Annotated in this window: 18 protein-coding genes; 4 read left to right on the top strand and 14 right to left on the bottom strand. The window is 31.9% G+C overall.

Translation table 11 applies throughout. The features are described 5' to 3' along the window. Nucleotides 1-119 precede the first annotated feature (119 nt). Entirely contained in the window at nt 120-1769 is a 1650-nt protein-coding gene (locus tag CCPUN_RS04590; RefSeq protein WP_133282394.1) for an IS1634 family transposase, read from the bottom strand. A gap of 104 nt (nt 1770-1873) precedes the next feature. On the opposite strand from CCPUN_RS04590, the gene CCPUN_RS04585 reads away from it, so the two are divergent. The 4 genes from CCPUN_RS04585 to lolA1 all read left to right on the top strand — a co-directional run bounded on the left by CCPUN_RS04585 (nt 1874) and on the right by lolA1 (nt 4250). Further along, nucleotides 1874-2098, top strand: coding sequence for an HD domain-containing protein (locus tag CCPUN_RS04585; RefSeq protein ID WP_133282393.1), 225 nt, complete (start codon nt 1874-1876; stop codon nt 2096-2098). 140 nt (nt 2099-2238) lie between these two features. Continuing rightward, a complete protein-coding gene (locus CCPUN_RS04580) occupies nt 2239-2709 on the top strand; it encodes a PD-(D/E)XK nuclease domain-containing protein (RefSeq protein ID WP_133282392.1) in 471 nt (156 codons plus the stop codon). A gap of 34 nt (nt 2710-2743) precedes the next feature. Further along, nucleotides 2744-3343, top strand: a complete 600-nt coding sequence (locus tag CCPUN_RS04575; RefSeq protein ID WP_165941966.1) for a GNAT family N-acetyltransferase — start codon at nt 2744-2746, stop codon at nt 3341-3343. A gap of 178 nt (nt 3344-3521) precedes the next feature. Next, complete coding sequence (gene lolA1 / locus CCPUN_RS04570; protein ID WP_133282390.1) at nt 3522-4250, top strand: outer membrane lipoprotein periplasmic chaperone LolA1; 729 nt, start codon at nt 3522-3524, stop codon at nt 4248-4250. Nucleotides 4251-4309: 59 nt separating this feature from the next. On the opposite strand, the gene CCPUN_RS04945 is transcribed toward lolA1, so the two are convergent. From CCPUN_RS04945 to CCPUN_RS04505, 13 genes are all read right to left on the bottom strand, one after another. Further along, complete coding sequence (locus tag CCPUN_RS04945) at nt 4310-4414, bottom strand: hypothetical protein (protein WP_420888381.1); 105 nt, start codon at nt 4412-4414, stop codon at nt 4310-4312. A 63-nt stretch (nt 4415-4477) separates the two neighbouring features. Further along, nucleotides 4478-5815: an MATE family efflux transporter gene (locus CCPUN_RS04560; protein WP_133282389.1), complete on the bottom strand. Its 1338-nt coding sequence runs from the start codon at nt 5813-5815 to the stop codon at nt 4478-4480. Between the two features lie 537 nt (nt 5816-6352). Next, complete coding sequence (gene tsf, locus CCPUN_RS04555) at nt 6353-7186, bottom strand: translation elongation factor Ts (protein WP_133282388.1); 834 nt, start codon at nt 7184-7186, stop codon at nt 6353-6355. A gap of 208 nt (nt 7187-7394) precedes the next feature. Beyond that, entirely contained in the window at nt 7395-8456 is a 1062-nt protein-coding gene (rpsB, locus tag CCPUN_RS04550; protein WP_133282387.1) for a 30S ribosomal protein S2, read from the bottom strand. Between the two features lie 27 nt (nt 8457-8483). Further along, nucleotides 8484-8873 carry a 30S ribosomal protein S9 gene (gene rpsI, locus CCPUN_RS04545; RefSeq protein ID WP_133282386.1) on the bottom strand — a complete coding sequence of 130 codons (390 nt, stop codon included), beginning with the start codon at nt 8871-8873 and terminating at the stop codon, nt 8484-8486. A gap of 3 nt (nt 8874-8876) precedes the next feature. After that, on the bottom strand, nt 8877-9326 hold the full coding sequence (rplM, locus tag CCPUN_RS04540; protein ID WP_133282385.1) for a 50S ribosomal protein L13: 450 nt from the start codon (nt 9324-9326) through the stop codon (nt 8877-8879). A 145-nt stretch (nt 9327-9471) separates the two neighbouring features. Further along, complete coding sequence (locus CCPUN_RS04535) at nt 9472-10737, bottom strand: M16 family metallopeptidase (protein ID WP_133282384.1); 1266 nt, start codon at nt 10735-10737, stop codon at nt 9472-9474. Nucleotides 10738-10913: 176 nt separating this feature from the next. Next, complete coding sequence (locus CCPUN_RS04530; protein ID WP_133282383.1) at nt 10914-11513, bottom strand: lipoprotein signal peptidase; 600 nt, start codon at nt 11511-11513, stop codon at nt 10914-10916. Nucleotides 11514-11873: 360 nt separating this feature from the next. Next, complete coding sequence (locus tag CCPUN_RS04525; RefSeq protein WP_133282382.1) at nt 11874-12557, bottom strand: DUF6048 family protein; 684 nt, start codon at nt 12555-12557, stop codon at nt 11874-11876. A 46-nt stretch (nt 12558-12603) separates the two neighbouring features. Then, nucleotides 12604-13170, bottom strand: coding sequence for a hypothetical protein (locus CCPUN_RS04520; protein WP_133282381.1), 567 nt, complete (start codon nt 13168-13170; stop codon nt 12604-12606). Nucleotides 13171-13952: 782 nt separating this feature from the next. Continuing rightward, complete coding sequence (locus tag CCPUN_RS04515; protein WP_165941964.1) at nt 13953-14411, bottom strand: hypothetical protein; 459 nt, start codon at nt 14409-14411, stop codon at nt 13953-13955. Next, a complete protein-coding gene (locus CCPUN_RS04510) occupies nt 14401-15123 on the bottom strand; it encodes a hypothetical protein (protein WP_133282379.1) in 723 nt (240 codons plus the stop codon). The genes CCPUN_RS04515 and CCPUN_RS04510 overlap by 11 nt, the downstream gene beginning before the upstream one ends. Nucleotides 15124-15175: 52 nt before the next feature. After that, the gene (locus tag CCPUN_RS04505; RefSeq protein ID WP_133282378.1) at nt 15176-16387 is read right to left on the bottom strand and encodes a hypothetical protein; all 1212 of its coding nucleotides are present in this window, start codon (nt 16385-16387) and stop codon (nt 15176-15178) included. Nucleotides 16388-16634: the final 247 nt, after the last annotated feature.

Below are 16634 nucleotides of genomic sequence, written 5' to 3'. Positions count from 1 at the left end.
TCTCATGATATTTTTACACAAAAAATCATAAAATAAGCCAAAACCTGATTTTAAATATATTATTATTCAATATTTATTACATAATCTTACCTAATAGGTTATACTTCTGATTACATAGATTATATCGCAATTTTTTCATCTGATATTTCATAAATACTACAGGCCATCGGCCCAAAATACCTAATAATGCGACTACGAAATGCATCTATATTTAATACTTTGCGTATAGCAACGCCATCTATATTCATATCAAGTAAATGTATACCATGAAATAAACGATATATCCATTTCATAGTAGGTTTTTTAGTCTGTTTACCACTCTGTGTGGTTACTGTAGTATCTGTGGTTATTAACTGTTGTCTCAAAAAATACTGTGCAAAACTGTAAGTCATTAAACAAAGTGTCATTATCATCATAAGTGCATTAATACGTCCTGGTTTTTTGAGAAAAATAGAATCCACTTCAAAGGTGTTATCTTTTATAAACTTAAATCCAGCCTCTGTACCTGCCTGTTCTTTGTAAGTGGATAAAACCTCTTGATTGGGCAAGGATTGTATATCCCACTGATTAGTAGCTAATACAAAACGTCCTTTAGTTCTACTAGCTTGTGTAATAGATACTTCATTACGAGAAAAGACAGGAACTACTTGATAAACGGTAGCTAGGGGTTGGGTATCTTTGGAAGGACGTCCTTTACATTTATATTGATGAACCTGTTTAGTAGTATAGTCTATTTTATGATATTTAATAGTTTTAGATAGTTGTTTTACAGATTTATCTATATCTTTTTGGCAACCAAACTGTTCATAACTTAAACGCACTAACTGTTTTTGTAGATCTATACCTTCTTTCTTGATACGATGATTCAGCGTAATTATTTCTCGATCGTAAGCTTGTTGTGAATAAATTAAAAACCAACGTTGTTTAACTTTTTTATATGTCACTATAGTAGGATAGATCTGGTATCCTCCTTCTAGAGGTATCCATGGTATATCTGATCGATGTAAAAGTGTTTTACAATCTTGTATAGTAGAGGGAACTCGGGTAAGCCATAATAAATGGTCTCCTTGTTCAACACATTTGGGATAAAAGGATGCATCAGCAACATAAAGTAAATCAGGAACTTCTTTAAGTGCTTTACAAAATTGTTGTAATCGACTTGCAGCTGCATCTAAGGTTTTACTATCTGATGCATTACCAGAATGGGCTTCCATCCAAACAGGAAAATGGGCAGAACCTGTTGTGGCCAAGAGCAATGTCATTTGTTTAAGATCAAAGCGTTTATTTTTGGCGTAGCCATAAGTTGGAAATGGAACTTGTGCATCAGATGAAAGAGAGGAATCTAAATGATTATCATAATCTGTGCCATATACACTTAAGGTAGTAGTGTCTAAATGAACTGATTTGCCGATTAAATTATATTTTAAAGCAATAGATAACGCTATATGAGAAAATAACTTCTGGGGACCATACGCGAAAATAGCATCTAGAGCACGGCCTAAGGCATCATCATTAAAGTCTTCAGCTAAAAGACCGGGACCTAATAATTTATCTACTGGCTTGTTCGCTAAGAATTTAGGAAATAAGTATAGCCTATCATCTATAAAACCTAGTCCATTGAGTATCATAGCTAATACACGCTGACCATAAGTAGTTTTCGCGTTTTTGCTAAGAGGTAAACATTCGTCAATGAGTGATACCAAAGATAAGTTGTTTGCTGTCGCAGATACTAAACCTAAATGATCTAGAACTTTACTGCTTGCTTCCATATCAATACAAAATAAATTAATAATCAATCTAAAATTACATAATTATTTAATTAAAAAAAACTTTTTTTAGTGCGGAATGTCGGTTAGATAATACTGATAATCAAATTATATTAAATAAGTGCAAGGATATTCGTGTTGTTCAGATTAAACTAGCTGATAGATTGCATAATCTAAGAACTATAGCTGCACGAAAACTAGAAGACCAAAAAAGAATAGCAAAAGATACTATAGATTTTTACATTCCATGGTCCAAAAAAAATAATGCTTTAACCTGGTTATCAGAAATGGAAAATATATGTGAGCAAATATTACATACTAATCCTACATAAGATTAGGGTCTTTTGAACAGGACTTTCGAAAAGTAGTCAATAATTGATATTTTGTAACTCCCCAGGTACCTTTTTTAACTTTTATTTATGTTATATAATTGTTGTTTTTCTAATACCAGTTATGTGTTTATTGAAAATGAATAAAAAAAAGATTTCATCGTGCGCTTTATTTATTCTTAGTTGGTGCTTGTCATGATAAAGATGGCATAACAGTGTCTGTAGAAGAGCATTCAGGTAGTGGACGTCCGGATATAGTAATTAATGACCATAATCATAAAACCGTTTATATTTTAGAACTAAAAAAGAATGGAAGCGCTAATGAAGCATTGCAACAAATAGAAGATAGGAACTACGATAAAAAATATTATAAAGATTATAAAAGGGTGATCAATATGGGATTGAATTGCATTTTTGATGTGCAAACAACCAATAAAAATCCTAACCATCGCAATATAAATGCATCCTCTATAGTAGTAAAACGCAAAAAAAGTAATGATAGCTTAAGATTTTTACAAGAGGATAAGCAATATTTTGAACGTAAAGATGGAGATTTTGTATTATCCAATAAAACAATTACACGAAAAAGTAAAACAAGAAATAAAGGGGTATAAACACACCAATATTCCGCACAAAATTGATAATAAAATGGATAAAAAAGAAAGTGCTTTAGAATCATTTGAATATCATAATTCTTCAAATTACTTAATTAATTCAGAACAAGAATTTCAAACGGTTATAAAATTAAGTGCATTAAATATATCTGATTATTTTGAAGTATGTAGGCATATAGATTGTGAATCAGAAGATTATCTTCTACTTTATCCACATGAGAGGAATAGCAGTCGAGAAGAGCAATTACGGATGATCCATGATATAAATTTGTCTTTTATTACTGGTTTTATTGTTTATACTGATCAAGATATCCCAGTAGGATATATACTTGGTATGAGAAAGAAGCTTGAAAAAGTGAAACATGTCATGAATTTAGTAATAGCAATACGATCAAAATATTTTGGAAAAGGTTATGCTAACTTATTATTAAAATCATTGGAAAATGATGCACGGAATCAAGGAGTAGAAATTTTTCGACTTAGCGTCCTAAAAAACAATATTAGAGCCATTAATTTTTACAAAAAACATGGATTCCAAATAGATGGTACACTAACACACAATGTGAAAATTAGGAACTTGTTAATGTCAGAATGGTCTATGTATAAAACATTAGGTAATAATGATAAATTCTAGTAAGTTTTAATTGTGGGATGGGTATCCCTTAATAAGGTATTAATCTACAAGAATGATGAGGTCTTCTATATATTTATTAATCCGTTTCAGAACTTTCGCACAATAAGTAATAATGCTTATTCACATATCTTTTTTCTTTGTAATTTTAGTAATAAAATTTTAATTAGGTGTTATTGATATGCGAACCCGTAGCTTTTGGATTTTCTTTGTAGTAATATTAAGGTCATTTTTTATTGTAATACTTACTTTATTAGCTAATAAGGTTTTTGCTCAGGTAGATGAGAAAGCATTGGAAATTTTAGAAAAGACTTCTGCATATTATCAAGGATTAGAAAACTTTCGTGCTACCTATGATCTTGTTATTAAATATCCAGAAGAAGATATAACTCAATCCTCTAAATTGACCATTATAGTTCGAGGTCACCAGTATAGATTATCTTATGATCAAAAAGAAACTATAACGGATGGCGAAACCATCTGGGTATATGATAAAGAGATGAAAGAAGTTACGATTAGTGATTATGATAAAACCAATTATTCTCTGAATTTTGCTGATCTTTACAATCTTTATCAATATGGGTACCTTTTTTTTTATGTTCAAGAGCATGTCTTAAATAAAAGAAAAAATATCATTCGAGACGTTGTACAATTGATACCTTCTAGTGAGGATAGTGCTTTTAAAAGCATTACGCTTGAAATAGATCGTGCTTCTTTTCAGATTCATAAATGGGAAATAGTACAAAATGAAGAAATAAAGTATGTATGTACCATAAATAGTTTTGCTGCTAATATTCCATTATCTGATGACTATTTTAAGTTTGATATACATGTATGTAAAGACTTAGAGATAATAGATTTAAGAGAAAATGAAGAGGATATTTCTAGTCCTATTTTGGATGAATCATAGTGTTTTTTAAAACATCAATTTTTTATGGCTTGATATGTCTTTCGGATTTCATGGCCGCTTTATTGTTGTAATACCTTCCGGATTGGCCCGTGATTTAATAGCAACTCTATGATTTTTACATGACCACCATGCACTGCTTGAGCAAGTGGGGTACGTCCGTGCAGGTTTTTTTGTTCCAGATATATTATCTGGATGCTCTTATAGTCAACACCAACTACTTTGGGCTACTAGTGAAATGCTTCAGCTTTATATTTAAATCGAACGAGTAAAAACAAGCTTAATAAAACACGTTCAAATATTAAAGATAACCACACACCATTTATGCCCCAATTATATTTTATAACAAGAATATAACAAACCATTATCCCTACAAGTTGGGTAATAAAACTCAATACAAATGGTAAAGTTCTATCGTTCAAACCACGTAGTACACTAGTACCCCAATAACATAATCCGTAGAATAATTGAAAAAATGATAAATGTTTAATCAAATGTTTGATTAAGTAATCTACATCATAAGATGGCTTATAAAAGCGGATAATATAAGGACTAATAAATAACATCATAAATCCAATTAGTATAGAAATAGATAGAATCATCCAACATCCTGTAGTAACTATTTTTCTTACTAAGGAGCCATTGTTTTTACCATGTTGTTGAGCTACCAATATAGAACCAGATAGTCCTAAACCTACCGTAAAAATTGTAGTTAATTGACATATATTAAATAATATGGCATGTGCTGCTTGTGCTTCTACACTAGCCCAACTTGCCATTATTGTAATCAAAAACAAATATACTCCTTCAACACCAAACTGCAGCCCAACAGGCAAACCCATGCCTAATATTTTTTTAAAATATTTCCACGATATTTGGTGAATACTATATTTTACTGGATAGCCATTTGGTTGTACATAAGTCAAATAAAGCATGCCTACCACTGCAGTAAGTGTTTCTGAGAGTACAATAGCAATACCAGCTCCATTTAGTCCAAGCATAGGGAATCCACATGTACCATAAATCAATAAAAAATTGAATACAACATTTAGAATTAGTGTTAAAAATCCAAGAAATAATCCAATTTTCCCACAAGCAAGTCCTTCTAAATAACGTCTTATCATATTATTAATAGCTGAAGGAATAAGGGAAATAGATATAATCAGCAAATAAGGACGCCATAAAGCAACAACCTTAGCAAACTTGCTTATTTTTCCCATATAAAAAGATAGCCCAAACAAAAAAATAAGAAAAAGAAAAGCAAAAAATGTATTTAGCAACAATGCATGATTTAAGATATAGGTAACTTTTTTGTTGTTTTTCCTGCGATCTGAAAGTGCAATTAATGGAGAAACACTTACAGAAATACCAGAATTAACTCTCTTAAAAATATTAAACAATGTATTGGCAAACATAACAGAAGCAGCATGATGCATGTCAATCCTACTTACCATAATTGTGTTAACGGCTTCGAGTGCAAGAAAATTTAATGTACTGAAGATAATGGGGTAACTGCGAATGAGATATTCCCTAACTAAATTCCTATCGATATGAAAAAGAGATGACATACTAAAGATGTACCCAAAAAAGATAAATATACTGAAAGCTTAAAAAAAAGGTTTAGAAAATGTTTATGCCAACAAAAAGCGTAGTAACGTTATTAAATAACAATCAAATAGGAGATACATTATAGTAGCTTCACAGTAAAAACGAAAGGAAGAGAAAAAAACATATGCATAAGGACGTGATAAACAGTCTTCATTTATTTTAGAAACATTAATAAAAAATATACATATAATTAATAAAAAATATACATATAAAAGATTACATTAAAGAATATATATATATCAATATACAAATTTATTAAATAAAAACAATCATAAAAAGAAACTCCTCAGATGCTTTTTTAGGGTCTTGTTTGTTTTATTAAAAAATCATTGATTATTAAGCATAAATATTTTTTAAACCTTATACGGAACATAGAGGATATGGGGAGTTACAAATGATACCAGTTCATATGTGTAGCTAAAGAAAATTCAACTACACACGTGAACCGATACAGAATCATCTTTAAATAATTTTTTTCTTTTTGGTATAGAGCTATATTAGCCTCCTACACTAATTCGTTTGAATGCAGTAACTGTTAACGATGGTGCAATTTCCTGAAGAAACTGAGCTACTGTTAGCTTATTGTTTTTTACAAATGGTTGCTGCAATAGTGAATTTTCTTGGAAAAACTTAGTAAGCCTACCTTGGATAATTTTTTCTGTTTTATTTTCTGTAAGTCCTTCCTTCGTAACTTGCTCTTCAATAATGGCTCGTTCTCTTTCAATTAGAGCTGGATCTATCTGATCCTTATCAATTGTTATTGGATTCATGGCAGCTACTTGCATGGCAATGTCCCTACCTGAAGCTATAACTTGTTCACCTGTAGCCCCTTGTAATGCGACTAAGACCCCAAGGTTATTACCGGCGTGAATATAAGAAACAACACTATCTCCTTGTAATCTTTCATAAGTAGAGATAGCAATTTTTTCGCCTATAGTACCTATAGATGCAACAATAGCATCTTGAACAGTTCCATCACCTAATGGTAATGCATGTAATGCTTCTATAGAAATAGGCTTATGTGCTACTACAGCTTCTAATATTGTTTTTCCTAATTTCAAAAATGATTCATTTTTAGCCACAAAATCAGTTTCGCAATTCATAACTATTAAAAAAGCCTCTGTATGTTCTGCATTTACACTGGCAAAAACGCTTCCTTCACATGCATTGCGTTCAGCACGATTTGCAGATATTTCTTGCCCTTTTTTTCTGAGAAAAATAATTGCTTGTTCAAAATCACCCCCAGTTTCTGTCAGTGCTTTTTTGCAATCCATCATTCCTGCACCAGTTTTTTTTCTCAGTGCAGCTACGTCTTGTGCTGTAATAGCCATATATAAAAAATATTAAGTGTAATAAGAAACTTCTTTATGCCAATAGAGAAAAAACTATTTTTAGTTTAGGGAATATACCAAAACTATATTTGGTTATAGTAAACAACAAAAAGAAAATTTCAACGCTAATTTTCTCAATTAAAATAAAAACAGAAAAAATTAGCGCTAGAAATTAATTATCCCAGAACGATCCCTATCTACTGACTGCTTAACTTTCGTTAGAAGTTGGTGCTTCTTGCTGATTTTCAGTCGTTGTATTAGATAACTCACGCTCAGCAACTGTTGTTTGTGTCTTCTCAACTACTGCATTGGATGCAACATCAGAGGCGGTTGTTGCTTGAATCTGCTTAATTGCTGGATTGGATGCAATATTAGGAGCCATAGTTGTTTCTTTTGACTTATTTACAGAAGGTTTAAACCTAGTAGTCTTGTTCATCTTTGATGCTTCTGAAAAAGTTTTCTTTACTGCCACACCCTGCACAATTTTTACACCTTTCTTAGCGATAGTTTTAGACATACCGGCACCATTAACCTTTACCTCTTCAGTAGACTCTTGCTTAGACAGTGTTTCTGCTTTTTCTTTTTTATAAAGCTCAAGCCCTTCTTTGATTGCATGTGCCATATAATCCACTATAATATCAATGGAGCGGAAAGAGTCGTCATTTCCAGGAATGGAGTAATCAACTAGATCTGGATCTGTGTTGGTATCTGTAAGTGCAAAAACTGGAATGCCTAATTTACGAGCTTCTTGTATAGCAATATGTTCCTTATTGACATCTATTACAAATAAAGCAGATGGAAGCCTAGTAACATTAGCAAGTCCTTGTAATATTCTGTTCAACTTTTTTTGCTCTCGTGCAATAACCAATTGTTCTTTCTTTGCTAAATTTTTGTAAGCAGCTGAGTGTATGTTTTTTTCTATTACAGACATACGCTTTAGTAACTTTCTAATAGTTACAAAATTAGTAAGCGTACCACCAAGCCACCTTTCTGTGACATAAGGCATCGCTAAATCTTTTGCAACTTTTTCGACAACGACCTTAGCTTGTTTTTTAGTAGCCACAAATAAAATCTTTTTTCCAGTTCGTGCTATTGCATTTAATTGCAAAGCAACTTCTTGCATGGAAGTAATTGTTTGGTTTAAATCGATTATGTGGATACCATTCTGTTTCATAAAAATGAAAGGGGCCATCTTAGGATTCCACTTTCTGGTCAAATGTCCAAAATGGACACCAGCATCGAGCAGGGTTTTGTGTTCTAATTTTATCATTATGGATAATAGTAACTTAAAATAGGACTAACGTTTGGTGAACTGGAATCTCTTTCTTGCTTTTTTACGACCATATTTCTTTCGTTCTACTACTCTAGCATCTCTGGTAAGAAAACCTTCCTTCTTGAGAAGAGGTCTATTATTTTCTAGATCTAGCTTACAAAGAGCCCTAGCAACCCCTAAACGAATGGCTTCAGCTTGTCCACGTAGCCCCCCACCAGCAACATTAATATTTAGATCATACTTATCTAATATTTGCAATTTTTCTAGTGGTTGTTTAACGATTAAGCTAATTTCTTCTACTGGAAAGTAATCCAAAAGGGATCTTCGGTTAACTTTTATTTCTCCTGTTCCCTTAATAAGATAAACCCTAGCTATAGCGGTCTTTCTACGACCTACCGCATTGATTGTTTCCATCTGTTAGTATTTTAGCATTATGTGGACTGGTTTTTGAGCTGCATACTGGTGTACATCTCCCTCACAAACATGTAGGTTTTGAAACAATCTCCTTCCTAATCTATTTTTTGGCAACATGCCTTTTACCGCATGCTCTATAATGCGTTTGGGATTGGAAGTTTCAAGTTCCCTAGGGGTTGTTTTTTTGATGCCACCAGGATAACCTGAGTAAGTAACATAATTCTTTTTCACCCATTTATTACCTGATAAAGATATTTTTCCTGCATTAAGCACAATAACATGATCTCCACAGTCTACATGAGGTGTAAAATTTGGCTTGTGCTTTCCTCGAATCACGTAAGCAACCTGGCTAGCCAATCTACCCAGTGTTTGTGAAGAAGCATCAACAACCACCCATTGCTTGTCAACACTCTGCTTATTAGCATATTTTGTCTTATAACTTATATAATCCACACTTTTTTAAAAAAAACTGAACCAACAAAAAAATTTGAAAATCCTATAAAACAAGGAGACATCAAATATACTTTCTTATTATATTAAATGCAAATAGCGTTAAGATATATCTTTTCGAAAAAACGAATAACGCTATATCATTTCATTAACTTACAACTATTTCTGTTAAAGTACTTAAAGATAAGTATTTCCGAGCTAAATTTCTAATTTCTAAAGGTGTTATATTACGAACTTGATTATAAAATGCATTATAATAACTTTTATCCAATCCATGTAAGTATGCTGCTTGGAATTTTTGCATGATAGAAAAAGGATCATTAATGGTTTTTAAAAAACTGCCTAGTAAATAGTTTTTTACTTTTTGCAATTCTTCTTCTCCGACCAACTCATGCTGTAGTGTTTCTATCTCTTTATATATTTCTTGTATGGTTTCTTGTGTTACATTTTGAGCGACTTCTGTGGCAATACCTAAATAACCAGCTTCTTGTAAAGCATTAATACTAGAGTAAATACCATAACTATAACCCTTCTCTTCTCGTATGTTTCGCATGAGTCGAGAGCCAAAATAGCCTCCCAAAAGCTCATTTACAACAATCATAGGTAAAAAATCAGGATCTTTTTTAATCATCAATGGTTTGCCAATTACAATTGCAGACTGTAAACGTTGTCCATTAGTTAAGTGAACTTTATTCGCAGGATGTTTATAATGAACTTTTTTATTGTCTTGGTATCTTTTTTGTTGAGGCAATTGCTCTAAAAATTGTTGAATACGTTGTAATGCCGCTGGAGTAATTTGTCCACTTGCAAAAGCTGAACAGTCACAAAAGAAAGTATTTTTGTAATAGTCATCCAAATAGTCTATCTGAATATCAACAACGTTTTTTAAGGTCAAATGCCTCCCATAAGGATGTTCCGTAGTAAAAAGAGATTCAAAAAATTGCTTATAGGCAACTTTTCTATTTTTTTTATTTGCTACTTGAATAGTTTGAGCCTTTAATTCTTTTAGTAGTTTGAGTGACTTTTGAGGAAAGTTAGATTCTAATAGTATTTCTACCAATAGATCTAGCATGGGACTAAGATGTTTGTACAAAGTAGACAAGGACACGACACAAAAATCAGCTTGTGATCGTGTGCCAATCGTTGCACCATAATAGTCCATTATATTGGCAATGTCTTGTGTACTTTTATGCTTGGTACCTTCCAATAACATAGCGGAAGTAAAATAAGCTGTTCCTGGATACGTTTCGTAATAACTCCCAGACCTAAATACCAATTCTAGCTCTATAATTGGTTGGCTACCACCATTTAAAACATAAAGGGGGATTTGATTGCGAAGTGCATAAAATTCTGGCCAAGGAAAATCAATATCTTCTATTTCCTTGGATTTAGGTGGAATGGTTCTATCAAGCATAAAAAGAATTCATTTTTTTAGTGTGTAAAGTCGAAATCTGTTTTTCCTTTTGTAATTGCTGGATCTATTGTAATGAAAAAGTCTAAAGGCCATCTGGTTTGTATGGTATTTCGCAAAAAATCTTAATATCAATAATTTATATGATCATGGATATTATCCATGCAAGTAAAGATATATTAACTTTTTGCTTGGTCTTCCTCAACTATAGTTATTGGATGAAATGAGCGCATAACAATCAATAGACCAATAAATATAGCCACATCAGCTATGTTGAATACAGGAAGACAGTAGACTTCATAGCCACCCCATATGGGCATCCAATTAGGCATAACACCTGACCAAATATCGACATGAATCATATCTATTACCTGTCCATAAAACCAGTTGATTGGAGCATCAGAAGGTGTATTTCCTAAGCAAACACCATAGAAAATACTATCTATACTATTACCAATAGCACCTGCTAATACCGATACCCATCCCCAAATATAAATAGTAGGACCATGTTTTTTTAAAAAGCGAATGATATACCAAGCAATACCCGTGGAAGCAAGAATGCGTAGTATCGATAGAAATAATTTTCCATATTTTAGCCCTATTTGAATGCCAAAAGCCATACCAGGATTCAATGTATAGGTAAGTTTTAAAAAATTACCTAAAATATGGATTTGTCCACCAGGTCCCATTTCCATGTTGTGATAGACCCAAAGTTTAGATACCTGATCTAAAAGAATGATAAATAATAAGATGGAAAAGCATTTAAGGTACTGCTTCATAACAAAAATTTTATTTACAAGGAATAATTTAGCACTTCATATTTTTTTAGGCTCCATTACACAAAAACTTTTTGGAATTTATAAGTGTAAAACAATAACTAAAATATACAAAAGAGTACATATTATGTTTAATAATGAATAAAAAATATTTATTAATCTTCAGGCATCGAAACGAAAATATTGATATTCCAATACAAATAGAGGCGCTTCTCGTATAACGTATTAAACTAAATTTAAGTAAATTAAAACAAATTACCAAGAAATAAGACCGCTATCCTCTGGAAATAGGAGAGGTCTTTACACAAGTTCTTATAAACAAAAGGACAATGCTATGTGCATGAACAAATATACGTGATTTAGTTAAAGTTTTTTAGTAGAAGTAGCTGTTTTGGCTGTTTTCATTTCTTTTTGTAATGGTATACCTAATATAATATAAAAGCTGTATCCAAAGGCATGTTCATGTTCCTCTAGTCCAAAGCCAGGGATGTCAAATGGTAGGATATGAAGTTTATCTTCCATCTTTTTACCAAATTTATACCGTGCCGTACAGCCAATATACACTATGTTAATAACTCGTACCTTGCCTCCTGCTATAATTTCCCACCAATGAGCTATCCCTTTGCCTTTTAGATCGCTCAGAGACAGTGGTGCACTACATCTTTGTTTGCAATCTTCTTCTGGTTTGTGCTTGCATTGCAACTTATTACTCTTTAGTTGAAAATTAAAAAAGCTTCTTGCATAGCGCAAGCCTATAAAAAACTGATTATGGTCAAAGGTGGAAGATAAAAGGTTATAACCAAGTCCTACTCTAAAATAACGCCCATCTGTGTGCGAAAAAGAGCCTTTCTGCATTTGCTTATCATAGTGAATTGCTCCAAATCCATAATCTACATCCAATAAAATATTATTTAAATCAATAGATCCATTTATCTCATACATACTACCTGTCTTGTTGTACCAGCCAGTACAAGTTTTAGCAAAGTCAACGCCAAAATATAAAGCGGCAGGGAAAGTATTATTTTTTTGAACTTTATCATTTGCCATAATGTGGTCTATAGACATATGTAGTAAAATAAAACAAAATAGCAGTCTAGTAATATATGGTAACATGATTATCATTTAATTTTGTATTATCTTCTTTTATTGAGGGAACTCGATTTTCTATCTTAAACGTTTTAAAAATTGTTTTTTTATTTTTTTTACTAGAAAATTCGACATTTTTGATAATGTACTTTTGCTGAAGTCCCCCAGCATCTGGAGAGATTAAAGACACAATACATTCATAGGAAATGGTAATTTTTTGATAGTAAGCATCATTATATATGGTAAAACTGGTTTGATTGATAGTTGGCTTTAGGTAAATACTAAAAGGGTTTTCTAATGTAAAAGAACGATCATTTTTTTTTTTATCTTTTATTATATCACCATCTACTTGAAAATTTTCAAATTTCAATGATACACTACGTAAGCTCTCTAATTTGTCTGGAACAATATCGTCTTTTTTTTGTTCAAAAGTGATGTGTATTTGATCAGTATATCTACTTTCCCAACTTTTAAAATCCTTGCAGGATAGTAGGATAAATAAACATAATGGCATAATCTTTTTATAGATCTGTCTGTAAAAAGAGAGTCTTAAAGTAAATAAAAAAGCAAGCATGTAAAAAACTTTATAATGGTATGTTAAGCATTTTAATAGAATGCAACATTTTATTTAGTTAGCACTAGACAGATCCACATTATGTGTATGATCTTCTTCTTGTTTTTTAGTCAATGATTAGTCCTTTTATGAAGGATATATACGGCAAAAGCAACTATTACAAAACAAAGGATTGAAATTATAAAAAACCCCAAACAACTACTGTTTAGTATAGCATTCAACCAGTAAGCCAATCCTGAAAGTAAAAATCTTAATCCCAAACTGAATAATAAGAAAATAACAGCCACCAATGCGAAAATTGGTCCCATTTTTTTTATTTTTTCTCTCATAGTATCCTGAAATTCAGAGATAGATACAATAAGCTTCTCTCTTACTTTTTCTGCTATGTAGACACTACCAAACAGTTTGCACAGTAGTTTTATTATTCTATTCAACATCTTATTATTTTATATTAAAAAGTAAAAAAATAAATAAAAAAAGAGTTTAGTTTGCCTTATGGAAAAACCAAATTGATACACAAGGTATAAAATAGAAATGAGATCTAAAAATATTATAACTCCCGGTACCCTGTGTTCTGCATACAACAGATTTTTTTTATGGTTGATTTTTAATGAAATATAAAATTAGTGGTAAAAATTTTGGTAACATATTTTCCGATATGATAAAAATATTTCTATTTAACAATCAGTTGTTTTTGAAAAATTCAAAAAAAGTGCCTGGGGGAGTTATAAAAAAAACATTTTACACAATCTCTTCAAAAGCCTCACAACAATCACGCCAGATTACTTCTTTAGAGTCTTTTCACAGACGAGATCAAAATAATAAAAAGGCTTATGATGATCATATAATGGTATATCGTAGTGTTTACGCAATCTATCTTGCTCAGCTTGTTGATGCTGATGGCGTTTTATATTATGTTGTGCTTCTATAGATAAGGATAGAACATGATGCAACTTGAATGAAAATGGATATGGTTTTAATAATAAGGTATCATAGTAACTGCTACCAATACCACCTATCAAATTTGTGTACACGTCTAAATCATACTGTTGTTTAAAAAGCAGCATAAAATCTTTTTCATCTAATTTTCTCATAGTATTGAAAATCAATTCATTTATTCTTCCTTGAAGTGTGTGTTTTCCATCCTTATGGGGGTCAGGAAATGGATTGCGTAACAATTGATAGGCATCCTCTATGTAATATTCAGGATGCTCGTACAACATTCTGAAATCAAGCACCATCAATATATCCTTCAAGATCTATATAATGCTTATAGTACTTAGATTGATCGATAATATGCATGATGGTTTTAACAAACGGTATTGGCTTTTTCTCCCATTTAAAATTTGTACTCACCTGGTTATGTTGCCAATGTTCCCACATAGCACCTGTCCGAATCATTTCTATATTATTCTGAAATTCATCTGAGAAGTTATATTTTTTGATGGTATTAAAGAATCGCACTACATGTTCATCTTGATAATGCTTTACCATAGGATGGTCACCAGCTAAACAATAACCTAATGCCATCTGCAATAAAGAATCAGGAATCATGCTTTTACAATAAAGCTGATAGCAATCTTCTGCTAAAGACAAGTATGCGTCTAAATCCAGTTGCTCCATGCTATAGAGTGCGATTTTCTTATGTACTAAGGCTACCTTAGAATTGGCTAGTAACCTTTTTACATGTTTTTGATAGGTTTTTGGATAACGATAGATAACTGCAAAATCCTTTGAATGGAATAATGCAGTAGGATTCTCCCACATACCTACTTTTTCTGCAATTAAATGTACCTTTTCTTCAAAAGAAATATTTTGGGGCCATGTACAAGAACTTCCATTGTAGATCAGATAATAGTTACTCCATGTTTTTCTATAACACATACGAACACATGTTCCTACTGAAAAAGAAACTATACAGTAGAAAACAGACAGAAAATAACTCGATTTCATTAGTTTGCAACTATTTACATATGTATCCTTATAATGGACGAATGGTTTATTTTCAGTACTTTTGCAGTAAATATTTGATCCATCTATAACAGACAAAGATAAATATATATAGGATAACCATAGCATCAGCATACCATCTGGCTGCTATATCTTCATGAAAGCAAAAAGATTTGTTCATCTCCTTATGGTATGAATGTATCATTTTTTCTTTTCCAGATTTTACATCTGCTATAGATAACTTAAACCTTACAGGAAGTTGCTGATTGGTAGTTATATCATTCAAAATGCGTTGTAGCATTGGATGCTTGTAATGGTATATAAAGTAGCTTCTACACCCGGTGTTACACGAAATAAGTATGTTCACTGATATGTCTCCTTTTAGGTAGGCTGTACAAAAAGCTTCTACCAGTCTAGCATAGTTTTCTGCTTTTAGATGAGTCATGGCATCACGCAAAATGCGATAATGGACCCGAGTGTATCTGCCTTGTTTGATATAAGCTAAAGCTTCTGCAAAATAGCAATCTGGATGGGTATAAATCTCAATAAAATTACTGTAAGACAATAGGACATCCTTATAGATAATGGGATCTGTTTGTTTTTGTTTCTGTTTTTCTTTAGCAATAATATCTTCAATCATTGCTTTGAGAGAAATAGGTGGTCGTAAAAACTCTTTTTCTGTTTCTAAATCAGAGTGATAATTATTTATACACATCTGTTTTAGATACTCTACCACGTGCCCTATTTTCTTATCCATTTGGATATACAATAGTATATTAGTCACTTTAGCGTCTTGAATATGGGTAATAATGGGATGTGTATGGGTGATAGGCTTGTTCCCCAACATAGTAGACAGCACATCTACTTCTAGATAACCGGTCCGGTAAAGTTCGTAGCTTTTTTCTAAAAAGGAGATATAATCTGTAAGAGGCAATTGTGACATAGCGTAAGCTACAATTATTTTTTGCCTTTGACTAAACCAACGACTATGCAAGACAGACCATATATGGGAATAGTAGTATTGAGGATGCTGGTAAATACCTATAAAATCTTTAGATTGGAATAGGCTATGAGGGGATGTACCATCTTTTATCTTGCAGTCAATAGCAATTATTTTTTCCGCAAAGGTAGCACGATCATATTTTTTGCATCCATTTCGACTGATCGCATGAGCAGACCACGGAAAGGTTGGAAGACTTATATCTAAACCTCCCAAACCTACTAAAAAAGAGCTAACAATCCATACAAAAAGCAAACGATAGTTCATGCGCTAATATTAGACCTGTTGCGTAAGTCCTCAGTACTATTAATTAAAAATTGACCATAGCTTTGTGTAGTAACTTTCATCGTTGAGTACAATAATTTGCAGTTAGTAACTATAACTACAAAAATATCAATTATTCACTACTTTGCGAAAGTCCTGCAGAATATAGGTTTTGAAATTGACGAATTAGTAATAATTGTTTCCTTTTCTATTGTATGGTAACTTTTTATTTAGTATAATATTGAAACAC

This window comes from Cardinium endosymbiont of Culicoides punctatus, from assembly GCF_004354815.1.
Classification (GTDB): Bacteria; Bacteroidota; Bacteroidia; order Cytophagales; family Amoebophilaceae; genus Cardinium.
Note: the sequence above shows the minus strand (reverse complement) of the source record. Positions and strands in the feature narration are given on the sequence as shown.